The sequence below is a fragment of the Ruminococcus albus 7 = DSM 20455 genome (genome assembly GCF_000179635.2).
In the GTDB taxonomy this organism is placed as follows: Bacteria; Bacillota; Clostridia; order Oscillospirales; family Ruminococcaceae; genus Hominimerdicola; species Hominimerdicola alba.
Genome location: NC_014833.1, coordinates 1,140,178 through 1,166,752, shown reverse-complemented (window position 1 = coordinate 1,166,752; position 26,575 = coordinate 1,140,178). Strand labels below are relative to the sequence as shown.

At 44.4% G+C, this 26,575-nt stretch carries 24 protein-coding genes; 4 read left to right on the top strand and 20 right to left on the bottom strand.

Annotated elements, in window-relative coordinates:
• Positions 1–25: 25 nt before the first annotated feature.
• The 3 genes from RUMAL_RS05170 to serC form a co-directional block, all read right to left on the bottom strand.
• The gene (locus RUMAL_RS05170) at positions 26–1,165 is read right to left on the bottom strand and encodes a 3-phosphoglycerate dehydrogenase (RefSeq protein ID WP_013497724.1); all 1,140 of its coding nucleotides are present in this window, start codon (positions 1,163–1,165) and stop codon (positions 26–28) included.
• Between the two features lie 27 nt (positions 1,166–1,192).
• The gene (locus tag RUMAL_RS05165) at positions 1,193–1,399 is read right to left on the bottom strand and encodes a DUF6440 family protein (RefSeq protein WP_013497723.1); all 207 of its coding nucleotides are present in this window, start codon (positions 1,397–1,399) and stop codon (positions 1,193–1,195) included.
• Between the two features lie 76 nt (positions 1,400–1,475).
• A complete protein-coding gene (serC, locus tag RUMAL_RS05160; protein ID WP_013497722.1) occupies positions 1,476–2,561 on the bottom strand; it encodes a 3-phosphoserine/phosphohydroxythreonine transaminase in 1,086 nt (361 codons plus the stop codon).
• Between the two features lie 442 nt (positions 2,562–3,003).
• On the opposite strand from serC, the gene RUMAL_RS05155 reads away from it, so the two are divergent.
• Positions 3,004–4,221 (top strand): pyridoxal phosphate-dependent aminotransferase, encoded by a 1,218-nt coding sequence (locus RUMAL_RS05155; RefSeq protein ID WP_013497721.1) that lies wholly within the window; start codon positions 3,004–3,006, stop codon positions 4,219–4,221.
• A 59-nt stretch (positions 4,222–4,280) separates the two neighbouring features.
• On the opposite strand, the gene RUMAL_RS22120 is transcribed toward RUMAL_RS05155, so the two are convergent.
• Together RUMAL_RS22120 and RUMAL_RS05150 are read right to left on the bottom strand one after the other, a co-directional pair.
• Positions 4,281–4,451 (bottom strand): hypothetical protein, encoded by a 171-nt coding sequence (locus RUMAL_RS22120; RefSeq protein ID WP_013497720.1) that lies wholly within the window; start codon positions 4,449–4,451, stop codon positions 4,281–4,283.
• Between the two features lie 8 nt (positions 4,452–4,459).
• Complete coding sequence (locus RUMAL_RS05150) at positions 4,460–5,692, bottom strand: RtcB family protein (protein WP_013497719.1); 1,233 nt, start codon at positions 5,690–5,692, stop codon at positions 4,460–4,462.
• A gap of 496 nt (positions 5,693–6,188) precedes the next feature.
• Between RUMAL_RS05150 and RUMAL_RS05145 the strand changes: the two genes are divergently transcribed.
• Complete coding sequence (locus RUMAL_RS05145) at positions 6,189–6,968, top strand: ABC transporter permease (protein WP_013497718.1); 780 nt, start codon at positions 6,189–6,191, stop codon at positions 6,966–6,968.
• A gap of 55 nt (positions 6,969–7,023) precedes the next feature.
• Positions 7,024–7,761 carry an ABC transporter ATP-binding protein gene (locus tag RUMAL_RS05140; RefSeq protein ID WP_013497717.1) on the top strand — a complete coding sequence of 246 codons (738 nt, stop codon included), beginning with the start codon at positions 7,024–7,026 and terminating at the stop codon, positions 7,759–7,761.
• Between the two features lie 50 nt (positions 7,762–7,811).
• Here the strand turns inward: RUMAL_RS05140 and RUMAL_RS05135 are convergent, their stop codons facing one another.
• The 6 genes from RUMAL_RS05135 to coaBC all read right to left on the bottom strand — a co-directional run bounded on the left by RUMAL_RS05135 (position 7,812) and on the right by coaBC (position 15,831).
• Positions 7,812–8,372, bottom strand: a complete 561-nt coding sequence (locus RUMAL_RS05135) for a GNAT family N-acetyltransferase (protein ID WP_013497716.1) — start codon at positions 8,370–8,372, stop codon at positions 7,812–7,814.
• 35 nt (positions 8,373–8,407) lie between these two features.
• Positions 8,408–10,396: a putative bifunctional diguanylate cyclase/phosphodiesterase gene (locus RUMAL_RS05130; protein WP_013497715.1), complete on the bottom strand. Its 1,989-nt coding sequence runs from the start codon at positions 10,394–10,396 to the stop codon at positions 8,408–8,410.
• 221 nt (positions 10,397–10,617) lie between these two features.
• Positions 10,618–11,112, bottom strand: coding sequence for a VanZ family protein (locus RUMAL_RS05125; protein ID WP_013497714.1), 495 nt, complete (start codon positions 11,110–11,112; stop codon positions 10,618–10,620).
• Entirely contained in the window at positions 11,105–12,439 is a 1,335-nt protein-coding gene (locus RUMAL_RS05120) for a CCA tRNA nucleotidyltransferase (protein WP_013497713.1), read from the bottom strand. Before RUMAL_RS05120 ends, RUMAL_RS05125 begins: the two co-directional genes overlap by 8 nt.
• An 87-nt stretch (positions 12,440–12,526) precedes the next feature.
• Positions 12,527–14,632: a glycoside hydrolase family 36 protein gene (locus RUMAL_RS05115; RefSeq protein ID WP_013497712.1), complete on the bottom strand. Its 2,106-nt coding sequence runs from the start codon at positions 14,630–14,632 to the stop codon at positions 12,527–12,529.
• A gap of 11 nt (positions 14,633–14,643) precedes the next feature.
• On the bottom strand, positions 14,644–15,831 hold the full coding sequence (coaBC, locus tag RUMAL_RS05110) for a bifunctional phosphopantothenoylcysteine decarboxylase/phosphopantothenate--cysteine ligase CoaBC (RefSeq protein ID WP_028504284.1): 1,188 nt from the start codon (positions 15,829–15,831) through the stop codon (positions 14,644–14,646).
• A 344-nt stretch (positions 15,832–16,175) separates the two neighbouring features.
• On the opposite strand from coaBC, the gene RUMAL_RS05105 reads away from it, so the two are divergent.
• Positions 16,176–17,051 carry a hypothetical protein gene (locus tag RUMAL_RS05105; RefSeq protein WP_013497710.1) on the top strand — a complete coding sequence of 292 codons (876 nt, stop codon included), beginning with the start codon at positions 16,176–16,178 and terminating at the stop codon, positions 17,049–17,051.
• A 128-nt stretch (positions 17,052–17,179) separates the two neighbouring features.
• Here RUMAL_RS05105 and RUMAL_RS05100 read toward each other — a convergent pair whose 3' ends face one another.
• The 9 genes from RUMAL_RS05100 to RUMAL_RS05065 form a co-directional block, all read right to left on the bottom strand.
• On the bottom strand, positions 17,180–18,583 hold the full coding sequence (locus RUMAL_RS05100; protein ID WP_013497709.1) for a GGDEF domain-containing protein: 1,404 nt from the start codon (positions 18,581–18,583) through the stop codon (positions 17,180–17,182).
• Positions 18,584–18,762: 179 nt separating this feature from the next.
• Positions 18,763–19,707: a DMT family transporter gene (locus RUMAL_RS05095; RefSeq protein WP_013497708.1), complete on the bottom strand. Its 945-nt coding sequence runs from the start codon at positions 19,705–19,707 to the stop codon at positions 18,763–18,765.
• Between the two features lie 100 nt (positions 19,708–19,807).
• On the bottom strand, positions 19,808–20,647 hold the full coding sequence (locus RUMAL_RS05090; RefSeq protein ID WP_013497707.1) for an amidohydrolase family protein: 840 nt from the start codon (positions 20,645–20,647) through the stop codon (positions 19,808–19,810).
• 40 nt (positions 20,648–20,687) lie between these two features.
• Positions 20,688–22,118: an NAD(P)(+) transhydrogenase (Re/Si-specific) subunit beta gene (locus tag RUMAL_RS05085; protein WP_013497706.1), complete on the bottom strand. Its 1,431-nt coding sequence runs from the start codon at positions 22,116–22,118 to the stop codon at positions 20,688–20,690.
• The gene (locus RUMAL_RS05080) at positions 22,115–22,423 is read right to left on the bottom strand and encodes an NAD(P) transhydrogenase subunit alpha part 2 (RefSeq protein ID WP_013497705.1); all 309 of its coding nucleotides are present in this window, start codon (positions 22,421–22,423) and stop codon (positions 22,115–22,117) included. The genes RUMAL_RS05085 and RUMAL_RS05080 overlap by 4 nt, the downstream gene beginning before the upstream one ends.
• A gap of 58 nt (positions 22,424–22,481) precedes the next feature.
• The gene (locus RUMAL_RS05075; RefSeq protein WP_013497704.1) at positions 22,482–23,609 is read right to left on the bottom strand and encodes an NAD(P) transhydrogenase subunit alpha; all 1,128 of its coding nucleotides are present in this window, start codon (positions 23,607–23,609) and stop codon (positions 22,482–22,484) included.
• 85 nt (positions 23,610–23,694) lie between these two features.
• Positions 23,695–23,838: a hypothetical protein gene (locus RUMAL_RS21695; protein WP_013497703.1), complete on the bottom strand. Its 144-nt coding sequence runs from the start codon at positions 23,836–23,838 to the stop codon at positions 23,695–23,697.
• A 15-nt stretch (positions 23,839–23,853) separates the two neighbouring features.
• Complete coding sequence (gene gdhA / locus RUMAL_RS05070) at positions 23,854–25,188, bottom strand: NADP-specific glutamate dehydrogenase (protein ID WP_013497702.1); 1,335 nt, start codon at positions 25,186–25,188, stop codon at positions 23,854–23,856.
• A gap of 420 nt (positions 25,189–25,608) precedes the next feature.
• Complete coding sequence (locus tag RUMAL_RS05065; protein ID WP_013497701.1) at positions 25,609–26,367, bottom strand: response regulator transcription factor; 759 nt, start codon at positions 26,365–26,367, stop codon at positions 25,609–25,611.
• Between the last annotated feature and the right edge of the window lie 208 nt (positions 26,368–26,575).

Here is a 26,575-nt window from a genome sequence, read left to right as displayed (position 1 = left end):
GTGTATCCCCCTTACGTGATGTTTATCAGATAACTCTTACGCCTACAACGCCTGCAACAGCCTTAATAGCGTCAACATTTGCAGAACCCTTAACGTCCAGCAGAGTGTAGCCCCAAGCCTTCTTTGTTGCAGAAGCGCTTGCTACAACATCAGCGCCGGCAGCAGCCTTTACAGCGTCCTCGGTAACTTCAGCCTTGTGCAGTACGCATACCAGCTGATCAGCTGTCTTAGCAAGTTCGAGGTTCGGGAAAGTAACAGAGTTTCTGATCTTACCTCTCTCGATGTAGTCCATCAGCTCGTCAGCTGCCATGATAGCGCAGTTGTCCTCGCTCTCGGGAGTGGAAGCACCCAGGTGAGGCAGAGTGATAACATTCTCTTCGCCCAGACCGATATCATCAGCGAAGTCTGTAACGTACTTTGCGATCTTGCCTGCCTTGATAGCTTCAACAACAGCAGCAGTATCTACCAGCTCGCCTCTTGCAGCGTTGATGATGCGAACGCCGTCCTTCATCATAGCGATCTGCTCCTTGGAGATGCTGTTCTTTGCATCGGGAGTGAAAGGAACGTGCAGAGTGATATAATCAGCGTTCTTGTAGATCTCGTCCTTGCTGTCAACTACCTTTACAGTAGGATCCAGTGCCTTAGCAGCAGCATCGGAAAGGAAAGGATCGAAGCCGATTACCTTCATGCCCAGTGCAACAGCAGCGTTTGCAACCTTGCCGCCGATAGCGCCCAGACCGATAACGCCCAGTGTTTTGCCGAAGATCTCGGGGCCTGCGAACTTAGCCTTGCCGCCCTCAACAGTCTTGGGAGCGTCCTCGGTGCCCTTCAGGGAGTTAGCCCATGCAGCAGCCTCGGTAATTCTTCTGGAAGCCAGCAGCAGTGCGCATATTACCAGCTCCTTAACTGCGTTAGCGTTAGCGCCGGGAGTGTTGAATACAACTACGCCCTGCTCAGCGCACTTGTCAACAGGGATATTGTTGACACCTGCACCTGCTCTTGCGATAGCCAGCAGAGAAGAAGGCATCTCGTAGTCGTGCAGCTTAGCGGAACGTACCATTATAGCGGTAGGCTCAGCGCACTCATCAGTGATAGTATAAGCAGCCTTATCGAACTTATCGGTACCGCAGGCTGCGATCTTGTTCATTGTAAGAATATTGTACATTGATATCATTCCTTTTACATAAAATTATTATAACAGCTCTTTGCCGTCCTGAGTGATAACAGGCTTGCCGTCCTTGTCAAGCAGAGGAGTAAGTCCGCCTGTTTCGCCCCAATAGGAGTAGATATAGTTCACGCCTGTTTCTTTATCAACAAAGATGCAGAAGCCGGGAGAACTCAGACCGCTATCCTGAGAAAAGACTTTCTCGAAACGAATGACCTTTTCCTTTTTAGCCATTTTATCACTCCTTATTAAATCGGCAACAGCGCAGACCGTTTACCGCCCTGCGCTATGCTTTCATTATTAACTTCTATTAAGCGTTCTCAGCCTCGAACTTCTTCATGAATTCTACCAGCTTCTCAACGCCCTCGATAGGCATTGCGTTGTAGATGGAAGCTCTCATGCCGCCAACGGTTCTGTGACCCTTCAGGTTCTCGAAGCCTGCAGCCTTAGCCTCAGCAACGAACTTCTTGTCCAGTTCCTCGTTGCCTGTAACGAAAGGAACGTTCATCAGGGATCTGTCCTCGGGAACAACTGTGCCCTTGAAGAGCTTGCTGCTGTCGAGGAAATCATACAGGATCTTAGCCTTCTTCTCGTTGTGAGCCTTCATGCCCTCGAGACCGCCCATCTTCTTGATCCACTTGAATACCTTGCCGCAGATGTAGATGCCGTAGCAGGGAGGAGTGTTGTACAGAGAATCATTGTCAGCCTGTACCTTCCAGTCGCACATTGTGGGGCAAGCCTTGAATGCGGGACCGTCAGCGATCAGGTCTTCTCTTACGATAACGATCTGTACGCCGGAAGGACCAACGTTCTTCTGAACACCGCCGTAGATAACGCCGTACTTTGTAACGTCAACAGGCTCGCTCAGGAAGCAGCTGGAAACGTCAGCTACCAGCTCGTGACCCTTTGTGTTAGGCAGGGTCTTGAACTTTGTACCGTAAATGGTGTTGTTCTCGCAGATGTAAACATAGTCTGCATCCTCGGGGATATCCAGATCGGAACAATCGGGGATATATGAGAAGGTCTTGTCAGCGGAGGAAGCAACTCTTACTACCTCACCGTACTTCTCAGCCTCAGCAGCAGCCTTCTTTGCCCACTGACCTGTGATGATGTAAGCAGCCTTACCATTCTTCATCAGGTTCATAGGTACCTCTGCAAATACCAGAGAAGCACCGCCCTGCAGGAATATTACCTTGTAGTTATCGGGAATGTTCATCAGATCTCTGAGATCCTTCTCAGCTTCCTTGATGATCTCGTCATAAGCCTTGGATCTGTGAGACATCTCCATAACGCTCATGCCTGTGCCCTTGTAATCGAGCATCTCCTCAGCAGCTTCCTTGAGTACTTCCTCGGGAAGAACAGCAGGACCTGCGCTGAAATTATAAACTCTGCCCATTGTAATGACCTCCATTGTTTTAAAAATATAAAATCAATACTATAATTATATTACTTTATCAACTGATTGTCAAGTACCCTGCCATAGACATTATATAAATTTTGGCAGCCTGTTTTTGGCAATTTTGAATAAAACAAGCATCTGCGATTCGTTTTGCGGTTTGAAAAGTCTTTTTTATACCGTAGCACGCCTGACATTTGCAATTTCCTTTTTTCAAAACTGCAAATGTCAAGCAATTAACAATAAATATAAAAGTTGTACATTTTGTTTAATTGTGTAATTAGCTAAAGTACGTTATTCGTTCGTGCTTGTCCTTGACTTTTCAGCAGAATGGTGATACAATGTAATTTGAAATGCTTTGGCACAGAGGGTCATTACGTTCTGTGTCAGATGATCAAAGCTAACTACAGATACATATAATATGACAAAGAAGGTAAGTAAAATGAGAACTTTTTCAAAATCTCACAAGCTGGACAATGTCTGCTACGATATAAGAGGTCCTGTAATGGACGAAGCTGACAGAATGATCGCGGCGGGTGAAAAAATACTCAAGCTGAATATCGGCAACCCCGCACCCTTCGGCTTTGACGCTCCCCCCGAGATAATCGGTACTATGACGGACAATCTCCACAATGCACAGGGCTATTCCACTTCAAAGGGCATTCCACAGGCACGTGAGGCTATACTTGCTTATCACCGCGGCAAGGGCGTAAATGTTGCTTCCATTGATGACATATACACAGGAAACGGCGTAAGCGAACTTATTACCATGGTAATGCAGGGTCTTCTGGACAACGGTGATGAAGTGCTCGTACCCGCCCCCGACTATCCTCTGTGGACAGCTTCGGTAACACTTGCAGGCGGTACTGCTGTACATTATATATGCGATGAGAGTTCGGAATGGTTCCCCGATATCAAGGATATGGAGAGCAAGATAACCGAAAAGACCAAGGCTGTTGTCATCATCAACCCCAACAATCCCACCGGTGCTGTATATCCCCGTGAGATACTTGAGCAGATAGCAAAACTGGCTCGTGAGCATGACCTGATCGTATTTTCCGATGAGATATATGACCGTCTGCTGATGGACGGTGTTGAACATACCTCTATCGCATCCATTGATCCCGACCTGTTCTGCATAACATTCAACGGCATATCAAAGTCCCATATGTCCGCAGGATTCCGTGCAGGCTGGATGGTGCTCAGCGGCAAAAAGGACAATGTTCGCGGCTACATTGAAGGACTGAATATGCTGTCCTCCATGAGACTGTGTTCTAACGTTCAGGCGCAGTACGTTATCCCTGCGGCGCTGAAAGGCACAGGCGCTCCGGATAAGGAACTTCTCCCCGGCGGACGCATATACGACCAGAGAGAATGTATCTACACTCTGCTGAACGATATCGACGGTATAAGCGCAGTTAAACCGAAAGCTGCATTCTACATATTCCCGAGGATAGATGCAAAGAAGTACGGCATCACCAGTGACGAACAGTTCGTTCTCGACCTGCTGAGAACAAAGAAGATCCTTCTCGTGGCAGGCGGCGGATTCCACTGGGAACAGCCCGACCACTTCAGGATAGTATACCTTCCCTGCATCGATCAGCTCAAACTGTCGATGGCAGAGATGAAGGACTTCCTCAGCACTTACAGACAGAAATAACATTACAATGCCCCAAAGCGATCACCATGATCTCGCTTCGGGGCATTATTATATGTTTTTCACTGATCAAAAGCGCTGTTTTTATGCTTTATCTTGCGTGTATAGGTTTTTCCGCTCGGAACTGTCCGTGTTACAGGTACCATACCGCCCCATGTACCGCGGCGCTTGTTATCAATCTTTCTGCGCTCTTTGGCGCTCATCTTTTCGTATGGTATAAATTTATCTTCCATATGTCCTCCTATCTCATTCTTGTACGTCCGTGCTCCTCGGCTTCGCCAGCCTTGAAGTTGTATATGGGTTTGATGATATCCTGTATCTCACAGGTATCGCCTATATTGCCGACTATATCATCTATGCTCTTGTACGCCATGGGGCTCTCGTCAAGGGTAGCCGAGCTTACCGATGTGCTGTATATGCCTTTCATTTCTCTCTTGAACTCCGTAAGTGTCAGCTGAGCCTTTGCGGCCGAGCGTGACAGTATCCTGCCTGCGCCGTGGGGTGCGGAATAATTCCAGTCGGGATTTCCCTTGCCTGTACAGATAAGACTGCCGTCACGCATATTTATGGGTATCAGCAGAACTTCCCCAGCCTGTGCCGACACCGCACCCTTTCGCAGTATCATATTATCGGTATCGATGTAGTTGTGTATGGTCGTGAACTGCTCCTTTACGTGCAGGCTCATTCCGTCGATTATCTCGTCCATCATCGCCTGACGGTTCAGCATGGCGAACTGCTGAACTATCTTCATATCATGTATATACTGCTCAAAAAGTTCACCCTCGGTATATGCAAGCTGCTTTGGAACATCAGTGTGCTTGGTGTTTTTCAGCTTGGTTATCTCGGTCTGGATCTGCTTATCCCTGCCCTCTTCCTTAAGCTGTGCAATAAGCGCATCGATATCAGATTTTGCACAGCCGTTCAGGCGCTTGTATGCTTCCTCCTGATAGAACTTTGCAACTTCAAGCCCCAGATGACGGGAACCCGAGTGTATAACGATGTACACCCCGCCATCACTGCCCTTGTCAGCTTCGATGAAGTGATTTCCTCCCCCGAGAGAACCAAGGCTGTGTATCGCCTTGTTATGATCAATGTGTTCATAGCAGTAAAGCTCGGTCAGGTCTATCTTGTTATTGAAGCGGTGAGGCTTCTTACGTATATCGAACCCCGAGGGTATCTCGCGGTATATCAGCTTATCCAGCTGCTGAACCTCGATGTGCTTTTCTTTCAGCTTAACTGTTTCCATACCGCATCCGATATCCACACCCACAAGATTCGGCACAGCCTTGTCGGTTATGGTCATGGTAGTACCCACGGTACAACCCGCACCTGCATGGACATCGGGCATTATGCGCACCCTCTGTCCCTCGGACATGGGCTGGTTCATAAGCTCTATTATTTGTGATACGGCAGTTTCATCGCATATATCGGTGAATACCTTTGCGGTACCGTACTTTCCGTTTAATTCAAACATATTTATCTCCTTTGTGTCTGTCAATTGATTAAGCTGTCGGTGCAATTATAGTAAACGGCATAAAAAAAGGTGTGCTCCCATATGGAAACACACCCTGTATGCTAAATTTTTCCAGCTTAACGCTGACTGCACCGGCGAGTCTCCTGTAATATTATGTTGTTTGCATTACTAAACTGATATATCTTTTTCATCTGACTCACCGTCCTTTCGTATTTTTATCTTTGTCCTGCTGACATGGCTTATTATACCCGAAGATTTCCGATTTGTCAATACTATACGTTATAATTTTTTCTGCGAACATATTTATATGTCAGAAAATGTAAATATCCTCTGTTCCGAAGGCTGACAGATACGATACAAAAGCCTATTTTTCAACATAATACCGCACAAGCACCTCTGCTTTTTTGTGCGAATATATAGTTGACATTGATTTGCCGTTATGGTAATATATATAAAGATGTTGTGCCGACAGGCATGACCGATCGAGAGGTAAAATATGTTTAAAGAACAGATAGAAACTTTCAAAAGATACCGTTTTTTACTGAAAGAATTAGTAAAGAAAGGCATCAAGCTAAAATACCGCCGTTCATATCTTGGTATTTTATGGACACTGCTCGAACCGCTGCTGACTACCTGTGTGCTTTCGCTGGTATTCGGCAAATTCTTCCAGAAAGGCGATAAGAGCTTTCCTGTTTATATACTGACAGGCAGATTGCTTTACACCTGTTTTTCAACTGGAACCAAAAACGCCATGAAGTCGATACGGCAGCACGCCGGCATGATAAAAAAAGTATATGTACCAAAATACATTTACCCGCTTTCGGGCGTGCTTTTCAACTTTGTTATATTTGCGATATCGCTGATAGTGCTTGTGGGCGCTATGTTTGTTTTCAGCGTAAAGCCTACGCTATGGATATTCACAGCGATCGTACCCCTTATGATGCTTTTCCTGCTCACCTTCGGGGCAGGCATGATACTATCCACCATGTCGGTATTCTTCCGTGATCTTGAGTATCTCTGGGATGTTGCGCTGATGCTTATAATGTACACCTGCGCTATCTTCTATGTACCCGAACAGCTGAATGCTAATCAGTGGATATTCAAGCTGAATCCGCTGTATGCGATAATCAAGGATTTCAGAGCCGCAATATACGGCGAGAATATGTTCGCTTCTCCCGCATGGGTGATAATGCCTGCGGCGGTAAGTGTGCTTTCCGTTATAGTCGGCGTACTGATGTTCAAGAAACATCAGGATAATTTTATTCTTCATATATAAAAACATCTGCCCTCTTTGCATGATTGCATAGAGGGCATAATGAAAGGAATACTCAATGTCTAATTATGCGATAGAGGTAAAGAACGTCGGCATGAAGTTCAACCTCAGTCAGGAAAAACTTGACAGCCTTAAAGAATACGTGATAAAAATGCTGAAAGGTCAGCTGAAATACAACGAATTCTGGGCGCTTAAAAATGTAAATTTCAAAGTAGAAAAAGGCGACCGTGTAGGTATACTCGGACTTAACGGCGCAGGCAAAAGTACCCTGCTGAAAGTTATAGCAGGCGTTTTCAAGCCTACCGAGGGCGAAGTCATCAGACACGGCAGACTTGTTCCTCTGCTTGAACTCGGTGCAGGTTTTGATTCTCAGTACACGGGTGCCGAGAATATCTATCTTTACAGCGCAGTACTGGGCTATTCAAAGGAATTCGTTGACAAAAAATTCGATGATATAGTAAAGTTCGCAGAGCTTGAAAAATTCATCGATGTACCCATAAAGAACTACTCATCGGGCATGAAAACAAGGCTTGGATTTGCAATAGCTACTCAGGTCGAACCGGATATACTGATACTTGACGAAGTACTCTCAGTCGGTGACGCAAAGTTCCGCAAAAAGAGCGAAGCCAAGATAATGAGTATGTTCAAGTCTAACGTGACTGTACTTTTCGTGTCCCACTCCCTTGAACAGGTAAAGAGGATATGCAACAAAGCGATACTCCTTGAACACGGTGAACTGATAGCCGCAGGTGACATCGATGAAGTTGCAGCCATTTACGCAGAAAAGACAAAATAACGAAAACAAGGCACTTCCCGCAAAAGGAAGTGCCTTTTATATATGATATACTAATATTTTCCGTCTATCCTGAGATAGCTCCATATCGTTACATCTATCAGAGCATTCCTGCATCTTTCATACTGGCGAAGTGTACCTTCATTCACAAAGCCCAGCTTGTCCAGCAGTTTCATAGATGCCACATTCGGTACTTCTGCAAATGCTTCAACGCGGTTGATATCCGTTTTTGTGAAAATAAACCTCATAGCAGCGCTCAATGCTTCGGACATTATCCCCATGCCCCAGCGATCACGCCTCAGTTCATAACCCAGCTCAGCCTTTTTGTTCAGTTCCGAGATACAGAAAAAACCGCAGGTACCAATGAGCTTTCCGCTGGATTTTTCCTCTATGCCCCAGCGCACCATAGACCTGTCTTTAAGGCTTCTTATGAACATCCTCGCAAGACTGTCTGCCTCATCGCGGTTTTTCAGCGGCATAAGGTCATAGTACTTCATCACCTGATCATCTGAGAATATCTCGTAAAGATCATCCGCATCTTCTTCCATTATGGGTCTGAGCCTGATATTATCGCATTCGATCACCAGAGGCTCATCAAAAATATCATTTATCATGTTGTCTCCTTTTATGTCTTTTTCATCAAATCGTCTTATAGGTGCAGTAGTCTGTATTCCTCGGAGAATTTCAACTCTCCTTTTGCAGCACGCTCACGCAGTTTTTCAATAGGTACAGGTTTGCTGAACAAATAGCCCTGCGCCCTGTCACAGTTGATAGAAGCAAGAAATTCAAACTGCTCCTTAGTTTCAACACCCTCTGTCAGAGATATCATATCTATCTCCTTGGTAAGTGCCACAATATTGTTGATTATCAGCTTTGTCTTGGGATTTTCATCAAACCCCGAAAGGAATTTCATATCTATCTTCAATACATCAAAACTGTGATCCTTCAGAACATTCATTGAAGAGTATCCGCTTCCAAAGTCATCAAGCCAAACCTTATATCCTAACGCACGAAGTTCTGCCATGGCTTTCTTCATAGCGCCCTGACTGTCTACAAGTGCGCTCTCGGTTATCTCCACATCAAGGAATTCCTTTGGCACTCCGTATTTTTCAGCCCTGTATGAAAGCTCTTTAACGATATCACAAAGTTCAAAATCAAGCCTTGAAAAGTTAAGTGATACCGGTACTACCACTTCACCACTCTCGCAGGCTTCACGATAATCACGGCACACCGTATCTATGATACAGATATCCAGTTTGTGTATCTGTCTGTATTCCTCAAGTATCTCTATAAAAGCACCGGGCGGCAGCAGACCGTACCTTGGATCGATCCACCTGGCAAGCGCTTCAAGCCCGACTATCTCTCCTGTTCGCGTAGATACCACAGGCTGATAGTACACCTTTATATGGTTGTTTGCTATAGCATTATCGATACTATTAACAATGTACTGCTTCAGCTGGAATTTATCCTCCAGCATCTTATCGTAAAATCTGAAATTGTCATCAAAGTGTTTCTTTATGCTGTTGCAGGCAAATCTTGCCCTGTCACAAGCAAGGCTGGGATCTGTTTCATCATTCGTGATCTGATATGCGCCGCATTTAAGCTGCAGATGAACTTCATTCTGCAGAGAGCTGATCTCTTCGGAAAGCTTGTCAGCAGCTTCCCGACATCCATCAGCATGGGTCAGCACCACGAAATGATCATCCGAAAACCTGGATACCAGCGAATTCGGGTAGGCATCCTCTATCATATGTGCTACCTTTTTCAGCAGTTCGTTTCCGCTGCGAAAACCGTATTTTTCATTGAAAGATTTGAAATTCTCAATGTCAAAAAACAGGAATACCGCATTCTCCTTGTCGGTGGTAACATAACCGAGAAGCTTTTCAGCCTCATTCCTGAAATACAGCATATTATGTATACCGGTAAGTTCATCTTCAACAGATATGCGTCTAAGGTGAGAGTTCATCTTTTCAAGTCGCTCATCCTTCAATGCCTGAGAAAGCGTTTTATTATAATTTGAAACGCAGAAGACCATAGTCGACAGCCACATAGTAAAACCATTGATCTGCGTAGCCAGTGTTAACCCGACCTCCCCCGTATTCGGAGCTTCCATACGTGAGAGTATATAAAAGAATATCGCATAAGACGAAGTGAGTATTGAAAAACCGACCCACGGCCGCCATGTAAGAAGGCATACAACAAACAGCTCCATAGTTAAAAAAGTAAGTATCTGCTCGCCTTTCTGATAATCCTGTATGGATATCTTGATACCAAAATATATACATATAGCCGAGAATGCCAGTTTTATCAGATTTCCAAGCCATTTTCTGCCTTTACCGCGGCGCAGGTAGCGGGTGGCATAAACAAACATGACGATACCCGCAAGAAGAAGAATGATATAGTTTATGTAGTATTTTTCAAAATAATGGCCAAACTTCCCCATCAGATCATTGATGATCAGTGTTCGTGTCGTCCTGATTATCATCCAGACCTCAAGCACAATAACCATTATCGACATATATATGCTGGCTCTCATATTTGCATCAAAGAAGTAATCCTTGACATACTCACTGTGCTTTTCCAGACCAGTCCCTCTCTGAACCGCCTTGAAAATAGTCTGCACATTAAATTTACCCATAATGCCGACACCACACTTTCTAAACCTACTATTATTATATAACAAACAATATTAAATGTCAATAAATGCAGTTAATACAGCAAAAAGAATGTGCACATCATACAATTCCAGACATTATTTCATGTGAGATAATCATAACAAAATTTTATAACATATATGATCCGATGTACAAAAAAAGCGCCTTATAAACACAAGGCGCAAAACCGGAAAAATAAGTTATATCACATATTTTTATAGTTTTTAATGATACTTCGTGCAGTAAGAAATACAGCGATAAAGCACGCTATCAAAGCCCCGAATACAGCCCCCGAAGTATCTACTATCACATCACGGATCATACCCGAACGCCCCGGCACAAAGGTCTGATGAAATTCATCCGAACAAGCATATAAGAACGCAAATCCCACAGCGCTGAACCATCTGAGAAAACTGCTTTTTATACCATAAAATGCCATAAAAGCCAGACTGGCAAGCAGAGCATATTCACTGAAATGTGCGCCTTTTCTAACAAGCACCGTAAGCAAAGAGGTAACAGCTGCCTGTTCAGGCAGCGGCTTATGCTCAAAATCAGTGAAAACAAATTCAATGATAGCATCAACTATCCTGTTGCTTTGCGAAGTTGATTCGTCCGCACGAAAACTCGAAAAAACAAATATTACAATACAGAAGGCGATCAGAGCCGCCCATCTCAAATAATTAAAAGTTCGGCTATGCATTGAAATTCTCCTTCAGATAACCAAGCAGGGCATCACGTTCATTTTCGATCACTTCGTCGATAACCGCATCAAGAGCAGCATTCAGTGCATTTTTTATCTCTGCACCTTTGAATCCCAGCGCTATCACATCGTGACCATTGATCGCAAGGTCTGATGTTTTAAGACAGCACATTTCTTCTTTGATCTCTTCGCCAAGCTTTTCCAGCTGATCCAGTTCAGCCAGTTTTTCAGCCCTCATATATTCTGACTGAGCCAGAGTATCCGCTCTTCGCACTTTCAGCCAATCCACGTAAAACTCATGGTCATATTTTGAAATAAATCTCTTGACAGAACGACGTTTCGGGTATATCCTGTTATCGTGTTCGATCACAAGGGATCTCACCCTTTTTAAAGTCTTGTTAGAGCTTTTAAGACGTGTAAGAACAGCTTCTGCGATATCACCGCTGCAAAGCTGGTGCAGCTTGAAATGATCGACACCATCATCATCGGTGACTTTCTTCTGCGGTTTGCCGATGTCGTGAAAAAGCATAGTCAGGCGCAGATCTTCATCAGCTTCAATGTATTTGATGCTGTGACAGATATGCTCGTAAACATCGTAACAATGGTGTATATTGTTTTGTTCACATCCTATGCACGGGATGATCTCAGGAAGTATAACACCGATTATATCGGAATATTCCAACATTATCCTGCATACAGCTTTACCGCACAGAAGCTTTTTAAGCTCTGAAAATATACGTTCAGCAGAAATTGCGTTCAGCAGATGGGATTTTTTTCTCATAGCTGCAGCTGTATATTCTTCTATCCGAAAGTCAAGAGTCGATGCAAACCTGAGCGCTCGCATAATTCGCAACGCATCTTCATCAAATCTGTCCTCTGCGTTACCGACGCATCGTATGACCTTTTCATTAAGATCATTTCTGCCATCGAAAAGATCAACTGTACCATTTTTGGGATTAAAGCACATCGCATTTACAGTAAAATCCCTGCGTTTCAGATCTTCTTTAAGATCAGTTTCAAATTTTACCGAATCGGGTCTTCTATGATCGGTGTACTCCCCGTCGCTGCGATACGTTGTGACCTCTACAGGCATATGCTCTGACATTACCGTCAGCGTACCATGTTTCAGTCCCGTTTCAATGGTGTGGAATCCACTGAATATTTTCACCATATCATCAGGGGTACAATCAGTGCAAACATCGTAATCATGGGGTTCAACACCCATCATCGCATCTCTCACACAGCCCCCGACGATATAAGCTTCATATCCGTTCTGTTCAAGTATTTCTATGACCGCAGTTACATATCGCGGTATTTTAATGTCCATATTTTCTCCCTTCTGTCCATAACAAAACACAGCAATATCTGACCGATGAACGGTCACAGTTTTCAGCTATACAGCTGAAAGAAGCTATTACTTCTTTTCCAATACAAAAAGGCGTGCAGTGTAAGCATTATCAAAGCACACAGAAAGAGTCCCTTTTATTGTATCATAAGCAAATTTTTCCTCGTTAAATAAAGGATATATGCACCTTGCCTCTGCATCATCAAAAACATCACCGACGGGAATGATACAGTTCTGCGTCCCTTCCCTGCGCCATACCGCAAGATATATCCTGTCATCAGTACGCAGACCAAGAACTGTCCAGTTATCAGAAAAGCTTGATGTTCCCAATGGATAGAAAGGTACAGCCGACGCAATATCGTCCCTTATAGTTTTATAAACATCAAGCGCCTCTTTGACAAGAGCCTTTCGTTCAGGATCAAGATTTGCAAGGTGTCCGCTTTGATGGACACGTAAAAGCATCGCATTCACCATATTGAATACGACCTCTTCTTTGTCACCCGAAGTAAGCGGGTAAGACCACACGGCAGCCTGTTCCGGACACACCGCCGTAGGAGCGTTAGCAGCAATAGTCGCATATCTCCGATAATCATCCTGATCCGAAGTGGACTGTATCGAGCATCGTGAAAGCAAAGCATAGTCCATCCTCAGACCACCGCTGGAGCAATTTTCGATAATAAGCTTCGGGTGACGTTCAAAAACGCCGTCAAGCCACGCTAAATAGGCTCTCTCATGCTCCAACAGACCATCACCGAAGCTGTCGGAACAGTTTTCCGTACCTATGCCCGGCTCGATATTATAGTCCATTTTTATGTACCCTACACCGTATTCGTGCACCAGTCTGTCTATCACCTCATCACAGTGCTTACGCACCGCAGGTACGCGGAAATCCAGTTGGTATCTGCTTCTGTCGAACACCCTTTTTCCGTGTCTTACAAAAAACCATTCATCAGGAAGTTCATCTGCCATAGGGCATTTTATACCCATAACTTCGATCTCAAGCCACACACCGGGTATCATACCTTTTTTGCGGATATAGTCAGTGACCTCACGCAGACCATTCGGGAATCTTTTCCTGCTTTCCTGCCATTCACCGACCCAGTCCCACCATACACCGTCTGCATACCAGCCTGCATCAATGCAAAAATATTCGCATCCCATTTCAGCCGCAGCATCTATCAGCGGCAGTTCTTTTTCTGTAGTGGGGTCAGCCCAAAGACAGTTCATATAATCATTGAATATTACAGGCAGCCGCATATTATCGCGGTTTTTGCGTCTTATAAGCCGCCTGTACCTCGTCATTTCTGCTACAGCTTCATCAAAACCGCCTTTTACTGCACATACTCCGCAGTATACAGATCTGAAACTTTCTCCGGGCTCCAGTTCCTTAGACCAATGTGATTCTATCTCCGATGGTCCCGAAAGCTGCAGATACAAATGTCCCTCTCGGTCAGAGATCTCCCAGTGCCACGAGCCGTTATGCTCTATCTGCCACATCATCGCTGATGCGGTTTCAGTGTTTTCAAGATACCCCATGGGGATATACTCCTTAGCCGACCAGTTACCAACATTTGTCACACCAAGCACCTTGGAAGAATGCTGAAAACCAGCAGGCTGCGACAGCCCGAGTCCTACCTGTTCAAGGCTGTAGAACTGCCACTGAAGCTCTCTCTGCCATGAGTTATGGCAGATGCCTATCCGCATCTTCTCGTCCTGTGACAGCAGCCCTTCCTTTTCAATACCCGTCACGGAAAATGACGATACATATTCAATTGTCCATTTTTCAGTACCGCAATTGTTGACATCGGTCCATGTCCTTACAACGGATGTACCCGAATAGAACTGCATATGTGATACAGTTTCAAGACCCGTTTCTTCATCATAACATATTATTTCAAGCTTACGTCCGATCGCATTATTCGTGTCTTTAAGATCCTTATATTTCATGCGATATCCGGGTGCCGTAATGATATACTTATTGCCATGACGTTCTCCTGCCCTGTCTATACCGCTCACCTGCAGTTCAACAAGGCTGAATCCCGAATTGCCGGTTCTTGAAGTCATTGTGCTTTCATCAAACGGCAGTGCCGAAAAGTGTAACAGCCTGATCTCCTGCCTGTCGGTTATTTCAAATACAACGTTTATACCGTTTTCAAATATCTGTATTCTTTTCATAAGATATTCCTTTACATTTCCATCAGTTTATCCAGGATCTTATGTGCAGCTTCTTCCTTTGTCATCAGCGGTAGTTCTTCAGAACCTTCCCTTGTAATCATTGTTATTACATTTGTATCAACTCCAAAGCCTGCGCCTGCAGTTTTCAAAGAATTAGCACATATCATATCGCAATTTTTGCTGTGAAGTTTTTTGGACGAATTCTCTATAACATTCTCGGTTTCCATTGAGAAACCACATATCTTCTGTCCCTCACGCTTATGTTCTCCAAGATATTTTAGTATATCCTTTGTGCGTTTGAGCTCGATCACCATATCTTTATCCGACTTTTTAAGCTTATTATCTGCTGTTGTCGTTGGAGTATAATCGGCTACGGCTGCTGCCTTGATAATAAAGTCCTGTTTATCGGACAGCTGCGTTACAGCATTGAACATATCCTCCGCACTTTCCACAGGTATATAATTTACAAAAGGCGGAAGCTGAGCCTCTGTATGACCTGCCACAAGGGTAACGTCTGCACCTCTCAGCATCGCAGCCTTAGCCAGGGCGATACCCATTTTACCGCTGGAATGATTAGTGATGAACCGCACAGGATCAATTGATTCACGGGTAGCACCTGCTGTAACAAGAACTTTTTTGCCCTTCATATCCTTGTCGCAGGCTATCTCGCGCAGCACGTATTCGTACAGGACCTCAGGCTCGGGCATCCTTCCGTCACCGCTGTCACCGTTAGCAAGCATACCGCTTGCGGGTTCAACAATACTATAGCCGTATCCGCGAAGTTTTTCAATATTATCCTGTACTATGGGATTATGGAACATATTGTGATTCATAGCAGGTGAGATTATTTTTGGACAGGTGCACGCCATTACTGTAGTTGTAAGCATATCATCAGCAATACCCGAAGCCACCTTACCTATAACATTTGCCGAAGCAGGAGCAATTATTACAACATCTGCCTTTTTTGCAACAGCAACGTGTTCCACAGAGTACTGGAAGTTTCTGTCAAACGTATCCACCAGGCATTTATGCCCCAGCAGACTTTCAAAAGTTAATGGATGTATGAAATTGCAAGCATTAGGGGTCATAAGTATCTCAACATCTGCCCCCTGTTTTTTCAGCATACGCGCCAGATTCGGTATCTTATAGGCTGCTATAGAACCTGTAACTCCGATAACAACACATTTACCCTGTAATATCATAACATTCTCTCCTTACATCACGGCAATAATAGCTCTGATCGTTCAATATACCAACGATCCGTTTTCCGCTTTATATTATATCACATACCTCAGAAAAAGTAAAGACACGTATCATGTTGGATAATATCGATGTATGTCGTACATTTTATTGTACTCATCTCTGCAGAGCCATACCAAAAAAGTATTGTCGGCACCATAAGAAAGATACTCATATAGAAGTTTTAAGCCATAGTATTTCTGATTTACAGTCAGAAGTACTATAGCGTTTTTATTGACAATGCAGCAATGCTATGCTATAATTGTTACGAATATAAACCGGAATTTGTAAGGAGAAAATAAAAATGAACAAAATACGCTTTGCTGCAAATAAAGATACAAATTATGTCTTTCATATGTTATCGACCGCAAAGTGCGGTTACGATAACGAATATGGTGCAAAATATCGTGAAATATATCCTCCGGAGGATCTGTCTGTGATCAAAAAAAATGAAGACCTGCTGACTGTTTGCGGAGGACAGCATTGCGGTATATTGTTCGGCATAATAGTTTCTCAGCCTGCCTGTGCTTATGTTTCGGCAAAGGAATATTATAGCGGATTGATACAATTAGGCAACGATATTATCAACGGCAATATTCCGGATAATATAGAGAGCGCACTTATACCTTATACCGAGATAATTATTGAGATCTCAGAGATCATGGTCAAGCACTATGACTATTACATTGAAAATATATGGGAATCCGAAAAAAAGAAAATAGAGCAATACATACCGGAGTTACTTGATCTTTTTGAAAGATCATCGTTTACCGAAAAAGCTGAAAGACTTGTAGGTAATTTAGAAAACGAGTATTTTATAGCAACTCTTGTTACATCAGTTGCGGGCGGTGCAGAGGCAATAAATATTTCAAACGAACAAGATATGTTTTGTATAGAAAAAACGTACACAGATGCCTTTTATTTTATAGGACACGAATTTATAATTTTTCTGTTAATTAAAGCTCCGGGTAATATAGATGCGTTTTTTGAAACATGGGATCTGACTGAAGGATTAGCAGAGTATTACCTTAAAAAAATCATGGGGGATACAAAGCTTTTTAATGAACAGCAAAAATATGTTAGATTTTATGAAGAACTTTCAAATAGCCAATCCCTGTCCGCATTGGAATTATATGAAGCCGCCGCAGAACATTTTATAGATAATAAAATATATAGCTAAATTCTGATTTATCTTAACACCTGAGTAAAAATGCCCCAAAGCACAATAAAGTGCTTTGGGGCAAATCTTCTATATGGATACCCGTCTTACTCCGACGATCCTTTTTTTCATTAATCCAATTCTATCCGCTAATGACGTTTTCTTTCGGGGTGGAGCGCGTAGTAGTGCTTTTTATCCAGATACATATTCTCATCTGCTGTATGCAGTGCCTTACGAACATTTCCCACATCGCTCTCATAAGCCTGACCGATAGCAAATACCAGATCCATGTATTTATCCGAAGCTTCTCTCAGCTCATCCACTTTTTTTCGCAGCTCTTCCTCGGTCACACCAAGGAGGATCACAACAAATTCATCGCCGCCTGCCCTGAAGATATCCCTTACATCAAATACCTCCTGCAGCGCAGCAGCTGCATTTTTAAGCAGTGTATCTCCCGACGTATGGCCACGGGAATCGTTTACCATTTTAAGTCCGTTAAGATCGACAAATACAACCCCAACCGATCTTTCTTCACCGATATCAACAAGCTTATCGACATAGTTGTTCATCTCATTGCGGTTCATAACACCTGTCAGCATATCCCTTGAACTCAGTATCTGCAGCTTATCCATCAGTTTGTAACTGTATATCTCAGATGCCAGTATGAATGAGGTAAGCTCAAGTGTTTCCTTGATCGTGTCTGCTACCTCGGCGCTGAAATTCAATGCCCAGATATATCCAAGCGCTTTATTCCTGAATTCAAGCGGGAAAAGTACTATGGTCCTGCCGCCTGCCTTCGTTATCGAATCGTGCCATACAGGATTCCTTTCACGTACTACTTCCATATCAGACTCATTCTTGACTATCAAACAGTTGCTGCCTGCTATGGTATCCTTCCATGATTCTGCAATATCATAAAAGCCATCATCCAAAAAATTCTCCATATATACCAGATCTGTATCATCAGAAAGAGCTTCGCCCAGTACAGAACACGAACGCTTTGACGCATCCATCAGCAGTATACAAAAAAGCTCGGAATCACAAAGCTCACGTATATCTTCACATATATCGCTCATTATAGATCCGATATCCGCATTACTCCTCAGCTTGATGCAAGTTTCCAGTACCGCAGATGCGATATCAGGTGAGATGGCAGACAATCTTTTAGCCTCAGGCTTGAAATTGATCTCCATCATATATATACAATAATATATCCCCGGTATATCTGACCTTAGCGGCAGAAAAGACATATTGAACCACACATCAAATCTTGCCGGATGTGCATAAGCGTGTACGATCTTATTTTCAACCGCTGCACGATAACACGAATCCTCGAAGTTAAGATCGCGTTCCATGTATTTGGTATACTCACTGTTCGGTTCAAATTTTGTTGTGAGCAGCTGAACATTATTCATAGGACGCTCAATTGTGTCAAGGTAAGCTCTGTTGCCCGTAACAATGCGGAATTTTCCCCTATGTCCATCCGGAAGCATCTCCACAGAAACTACGCAGGCTGCTGTGGAAAAGCTGTCAACAACATTTTGAAGATCCATTTGCTTCCTCCATTTTCTTCATATCAACATATATTAACTGCATCGGTAAATTTATTTGGGATTTTTAAAGAAATTATACATTAATCAAGCAATATTAGCTTCATTATATATTTATTATATCACAAAGAAAATGAAATTTCAAGAGATATGACATATTCTTTTCACAAATCAACTTTTTTCTACGCTCCTTTATGGGATGCGCTTTTGCGATTTACTATGATAATACCGGCACATATCAACAAAAGTGCCGCTGCGTATTTTATCCCAAGTGTATCTGCCTCTCCCAGCAAAACAGCAGAAAGCATTACACCGATAACAGGGTTCATAAATCCGAAGACCGATATTTTCGATACATCATTATTCCTGAGAAGTATGCCCCAAAGCGTATACGCAACACTGGAAACCAGCGCCAGATAGATAAGCACCGCAGCAGCTCCAAACGTCACTGGATTTGTTTCTGACGAACTATCTCCGACGAAGAGTATTCCCGCCTGACCCGCCGCCGTCATCACAGCCCCGCCAAACATGAACTGCCATCCGCTGAAAAGTACCGTATCATGCTCAGCAGAATACCTTTTTATCATAGTCGAAGAAACACCGTAACACAGTGCAGAAAGCGCCACAAGTCCGTCACCTGCAGGACTGAAAGTGAAGCCCGCAGGCGAGATCTGTACCATAACCACCCCTGCGATACCAAGCATACATCCTGCTATCTTCCGGGGTGTAAGCTTTTCCATGTGCAATACTATGCTCGCTATTATTATTGCAAAGAAATTTGTAAGTGAATCCACAACAGCCGAATTCACGCCCGAAGTATGAGCCAGTCCAAGGTAGAAGAAAATATACTGACCGATAGTCTGGAATAAACTCAGGAACATTATACTGCCCCATTCATCACGCCGCGGCAGCAGCAGTTTTTTCTGAATAATACTAGCAAACAGTATGACAAGTATCCCCGCAATAAAAAACCTTATCCCCGCAAAACGTATTACTTTCCACGTCTCATCGTCACCTATATGCCACAGCTCATAACCGATCTTTATGGCAGGAAAAGCACTCCCCCACAAAAAGCAGCATATCAGTGCTCCCGAAAAAACAGCCAGTTCTTTTTTCATATCTTTCATATCATCACCAGAAATGATTATACACCTTTTTTATGTATAAATCAATATCAAACATAAAAAGGACAGCCGAAGCTGTCCCTTTAGATATGCATTGAATAAATCAGCCTTCCACGGCTATAACATTACGCTCACAGCCCATACGTCTGCCAAGATAGCCCTTTGCTGCACCAACAGAAGTGAAGAACGCACATGGATTGCGGACTCCCCACTCCGTACTGCACGAAAGTAATGAATATACAATATCACGTCGGTCAGTCAGGGTACTGTCAAAAACAAGTCTGCCGCTTTTAAATATTTTTGCAGGTTTCCTGAAAAATTCCTCAGGCCGCCATAAAAACAAGTCTGCCAGCTTTCCGACCTCTATCGTACCCACATGAGAAGATATACCGCACCTGAAAGCAGGAAGGATCGTCTGTTCGGCTATCCTCCTCATGATATCGGAGTTTTCACCTTCAAAGTCAGTATGTGACCCACGATCCAAAACAGGACAGAAATCATCAGAAACAAAGCATCTGCAGCTGTCTGCAGAAGGTATAAAGCCCAGATTGACAGGCAGAGAATTTTTCTCCATCAGCACCTCAGCTACCCTTTCCCGTCCGCAGTCAAGCTCAAATATAGCGGTAGAATATCCGCTGAAAAGCAGTTCCTCAGCGTTGCCAGCCTCCGAAACTTTTCCCGTAAATATCCTTCCTGCCGTAAGCACATAACCATCCGCATCATAGGTCTTCATGGCATTCTGCGAAGTACCTACCGACACTATAACACCGTCCGAGATACTTACATCCGCAGGATAAACACCAGTGCTGTCAACCACAAGAGCGTTTTTCAGAACAATATCCGCATCATTATCAGTTTTGTTCTGCAGATCCTCAGGTGTATCTTCAACAGACACCTTCCCAAAGCCCGCAAGCTCTATTCTGTCGCCGATATGAAAGGTCATAATACTCCCCCTAAGATCGGGGAATCAAGCCCCAATGCATTTATTCCTCAAACTCACTGACCAGCTGAGCCACAGTATTCTTTGCATCACCGTAGATCATAACAGTGTTGTCATTTGTGAACAGCGGGTTCTCAACACCCGAGAAACCTGTACCCTTGCCGCGCTTCAGCACGAAAACTGTCCTTGCCTCGTATGCGTTGATTATGGGCATACCGTAAAGAGGAGAGCTCTCATCATTTATCGCAGAGGGATTTACAACGTCGTTTGCACCGATAACAATGGCAACATCGGTGTTTGACATCTGAGGATTCATCTCATCGGCAGTTTTCAGCTGCTCGTAAGGTACGTTTGCCTCCGCAAGAAGTACGTTCATGTGACCGGGCATACGTCCTGCAACAGGGTGGATAGCAAAGTTTACCTCAGCGCCGTTTGCCTCAAGCTTGTCGCAAAGCTCCTTGACTGCGTGCTGTGCCTGCGCAACTGCCATGCCGTAACCGGGGATGAATACTACACTGCTTGCAGCTTCAAGAATAAGATATGCATCTTCAACAGACATGGATTTCGGCTCTTTCTGCTCGCCTGCTGCACCCTTCTTGGCAGCACCGAAGCTGCTGAAAAGCAGTGCGTAAAGTGTTCTGTTCATAGCCTTGCACATGATGAGGGTCAGGATAAGTCCAGATGTACCTACCAGACAACCCGAAACTACCAGCACGGAGTTTGAAATGGAAAGTCCTGCGAATGCAGCTGCAAGTCCCGAGAATGCGTTCAGCAGTGAGATTATAACAGGCATATCGCCGCCGCCGATAGCAACTACCATGGTCAGACCGAGTATCAGGTATGCCGCTGTAACAATGATTATACCAATGTTTCCGAGTGATGCATCAACAACACCCGCGATGCTCAGCGAGTAGATAACTACTCCCACAAGACCAACGACTGCCAGCAGACCGTTTATTGCGTTCTTTGCAGGTATGGTCACGTTTTTCTTGAACATCTTGCCGCTCAGCTTTCCCCATGCAACTATGGAGCCTGTGAATGCTATCGCACCTATTGCTATGGTCAGACCAAGGGCTATTGATGAAAATATATTTATATTATCATCGGTCATGTACTGTGTCAATGCGACCAGTAAACTGGACAGTCCTCCGAAGCCGTTGAACAGTGCAACCAGCTGAGGCATACCTGTCATCTCGACCTTCTTTGCCCATACAGCACCTATGGCACCGCCGAGAACTATGGCTGCGACCACCCATACATAGGCGTTCTGCGCCGGACCGTAGGTTATCGTTGATGTCACCTGCTTTTCAAAAAGCACTGTAACTACTGCTATAAGCATACCCACCGAGGACATCAGATTGCCCTTTCTTGCGGTGTCTGCCTTACCAAGAAGCTTTATGCCTCTTATAAAAAGTACGGACGATATCATGTAGAATATTGTCGTACACACTGTGCGCAAAGTATCTGTATTCACTTCTTATCGTCCCCCTTTTTCTTAAACATTCCAAGCATCCTGTCTGTTACAAGATAACCTCCGATAACGTTTATGGTAGCCAGTACTATTGCTGCAAAACCGCAAATATTGCTTACCATACCGTCTGTGTGGAGCGCTACTGCTGTTGCAGATATGGCACCTACTATCGTTATGCCCGATATCGCATTTGTACCCGACATAAGGGGCGTATGCAGCTGTGAGGGGACTTTGGATATCAGCTCAACTCCCAAAAATCCGGCAATTACAAATACGAATACCAGGAGCAGAATTTCTCCTATCGCCATTTTTCTTTACCTCCATTAAAATTTAACGAAAACATTTTCGATCATACTATCGCAAATATTATTGACCCTTGAAACGCTCGTGGATGATCTTTCCGCCCTGTGTGAGCAAGCATCCGCGCATTATTTCGTCCTCAAGGTTAACAACGAGCTCCTTGCTCTCCTTGTTGTAGAAATGTGTCAGGAACGCATAGAAGTTGCCCGAAAGCATTTTCGATGCATCGTATGGCACCTGTCTTTCCAGCATATCTCCGCACATTATGGTTACTCCGTTTTCGGTCACAACGTCCTCGAAAAGCTTTGAGCCTTCAACGTTTCCGCCCGTAGATACTGCCATATCCACAACGATAGCACCCTTCTTCATCCTGTCAAGAACATCCTTGCCGATTAGACGCGGGGCCTTTCTTCCGAAAACCTTTGCGGTGGTTATAACTATATCTGAACGCTCACAGACCTTAGCCTGAGCTTCCTGCTGTTTAGCGATCTGCTCGGGGGTGAGTTCCTTAGCGTAACCCTGATCAGTCTGCCCCATTTCACCCAGGTCGATCTTAACAAACGACGCACCAAGGGACTTTACCTGCTCCTCAACTACAGGTCGTGTATCGAAAGCATCAACTCTCGCGCCCAGTCTTTTAGCAGTTGCGATAGCCTGAAGACCTGCAACGCCGACACCGATTATGAACACTCTTGCGGGCTGTATAGTACCCGAGGGTGTTACCATCATAGGCAGGATTTTCGGAAGTTTCGCTGCTGCATTTACTACAGCTGTATATCCTGCCAGTGAGGTCTGTGAAGACTGAACGTCCATTTTCTGGGCTAATGTGGTTCTGGGAATCATTTCCAGAGATACTGCCTGAACACCTGACTTAGCGAAATCGTTTAACAGTTCCTTCTCATTGAAGGGGTCAAGATAGCTAAGATGCAGCGCACCCGAAGGTATACCTGCCGCAGATGCAGGCTTCATTATCCTCAGAATAATTTCGCTGCCCTCATATCCCGCTTCATTCGAGGATACAAGAACAGCGCCTGCCTTCTCATACGCCTCGTCATTGAAGCCGCTTTTTTCTCCCGCTCCGCGGGTTACTTTCACCTCATACCCCATGGATATGAGCCTTTTTATGTCGTCAGGTATGAGCGATACTCGTGTTTCGCGTTCATCCGTCTCCCGACATACCAGTATTTTCTTCATCACTTACTCCTTTCAAAACCATGTTTATCCGAAAACAGCACTAGGCAGCATCGAAATAACGGTGCTGCCGTGCCCTATGTGAAGGTCAATCCCAGCATTCGGTGTTTGCAGCATATTCGCTGCTTCCGAATGTTTCTTCATTCTTCTGATATACCACAATGAGCATTTCGGGGTGTACGCCCTCGAACGGTACTATCGGAAGAAAACCTGTATTTTCGGAATTTACCATGCTTTCAACTCCTGCTTAAACGATGCCCTGTGCGTTCATAGCTTCGAGTACCTTCTCAAAGCCTGCGATATTTGCACCTACAACGTAATTTCCTTCAAAGCCGTACTTCTTAGCAGCTTCGTCGATATTGTGATAGAGGTTTACCATGATCTGCTTCAGCTTGGAATCTACCTCATCGAATGTCCAGCTCAGACGCTCGCTGTTCTGGGACATCTCAAGTGCGGAAGTAGCAACACCGCCTGCATTAGCTGCCTTGCCGGGAACGAACCAGATGCCGTTATCCTGCAGATACTTTGTAGCCTCCTCAGTAGTAGGCATATTAGCGCCTTCGCAAACTGCTACTGCGCCGTTAGCTACCAGCTGCTTAGCATCCTCGATGCCCAGCTCGTTCTGTGTAGCGCAAGGAAGTGCGATATCAGCCTTTACAGACCATACGCCTCTGCCCTCGTGATACTCACTGTTGGGTCTGTACTTCTTGTACTCGGTAAGTCTTGCTCTGTCAACTTCCTTGATCTGCTTCAGAGCTTCAACATCAATTCCGTCGGGATCATATACCCAACCTGTTGAATCGGAGCAGGTAACAACCTTAGCGCCAAGCTGCTGAGCCTTCTGTATAGCATAGATAGCAACGTTGCCTGCGCCGGATACTACTGCAGTCTTGCCTTCGATGGACTGACCGTGAGATTTGAACAGCTCCTCAACGAGGTAAAGCAGACCGTAGCCGGTAGCCTCTGTTCTTGCAAGAGAACCGCCGTATGTCAGACCCTTGCCTGTCAGAACGCCCTCAAATACGTTTCTGATCTTCTTGTACTGACCGAACATATAGCCGATCTCACGTCCGCCTGTACCGATGTCACCTGCAGGAACGTCGGTATCAGCGCCTATATACTTGCACAGCTCAGTCATGAAAGCCTGGCAGAAACGCATGATCTCTCTGTCGGACTTGCCCTTGGGGTCAAAGTCGGAACCGCCCTTACCGCCGCCGATAGGCAGACCGGTCAGGCTGTTCTTGAAGATCTGTTCAAAGCCCAGGAACTTGATGATACCCAGATTTACAGAGGGGTGAAGTCTCAGACCGCCCTTGTAAGGACCGATAGCAGAGTTGAACTGAACTCTGTAGCCTGTATTTACGTGTACATCGCCCTTGTCATCGATCCACGGCACGCGGAACTTGATCTGTCTCTCAGGGTTAACCAGTCTTTCCAGCAGAGCATCTCTGCGGAATGTTGCTTCATTTGCATCGATAACAGGTCTGATAGAATCCAGAACCTCTCTTACTGCCTGATGGAATTCCGGCTCTGCGGGATTCTGCTTGATTACCTGATCAATTATTTCGTCTACATAAGACATTGTCATTACCTCCTGAAATAAAGTACTGTAAAAATAACAAAAATAAAAAGCAATGACGAAAGCCGTCCTTTTTTCAAGAACTGCTAACGGCGCCATTGCCTTAACTGTATATTATTCTACATTATCTGCAGCCAAAAGTCAATTTATCATATCCTATAAAAATCAGACATTTACCCAAAATATGCAGACCTGTTAAATATCAGATCACAGATCCAAAAAGCTCAGGCAACGAAAACAGGGGCAGACCTTTCAGGTCTGTCCCCGTTCCCGCTATTTAAGATAAGATGGGAAATCGCGCTATTTTTATAAGGCTTGTGATTATCTTCATTATAATTATGTATTTTTTACAGCATATCATATATTCCGCTGTACCAACACCACAATCGCCATACATATTACAGCATGATACCGACTTTTATATCACTTTTTTAACTCCGAAGGTGTCTTTCCTGTAATTTTCTTGAATACAGTAGTAAAGTAATCAACAGATGAGAATCCCAGCATCGCACTTACCTCATATACCTTATATCTGCCCGAAAGAAGCAGCTTTTCAGCGTATAATATACGGAAATGCTTGTAAAACTCGCCAAAGGTCATACCCATTTTTGATTTGAAGAGCCTTCCGAAATAATCCTTGTTAAAGCCAAAATGATCGGCTGCATTCTCAGTAGTTGCAGTGGTATTCTCACATCCCTTCAGGAATTCACGCAGACGTTCACGGAACTTTTCGTCCTCGGTCTTACAGCCGTCAATAAATTCCTCCACCGTAAGTGCATACTCCCCTGCAACAAAAGTGCTCCCTATCAGTTGCGCCGCACGGGCAAGTGCTTCGTTCAGCCTTGATTCACTTACAGGCTCGTTGATGTAGTCTATTACCCCAAGAAGAAAACATTTGCGCATATTTTCCGAATCATCGAAAGGGCTTACCGCCAGACACACCGTCTTGGGTGATGAATTCCTGACAGCGCTTACGACCGATTCAGCGGAGATTGACGGCAAGCGGTTGAAGCATACCATAAGGTCTATCGAATTTTTCAGACAGTACGCCGCAGCATTCTCACTGTCAGATGTCTTGGAATATATTTCAAAGCCATTCTCCTGCCACACTGACATTTTCTTCAGCCTGTCGAATGTGCCCAGATTGTTATCAACGATAAGCACTCTGTATAGTCTGCTCACTGGACCAACCTCCCCTTAAAATAAAAAAAGAACGCCGTAAATTTTCATCACAGCGCCCTTGCTTGTCCATTACTATACCACAAAAAAAAGATATTTGTCAATACCAAAAATACCTTAAAACCCCAACTTGTCTGATTCTTCAAGGGCTTTGTCGGAAATTTTCTGTATAGGCAGAGTCGATAATACTTACCCTGTCCCATTACATTAT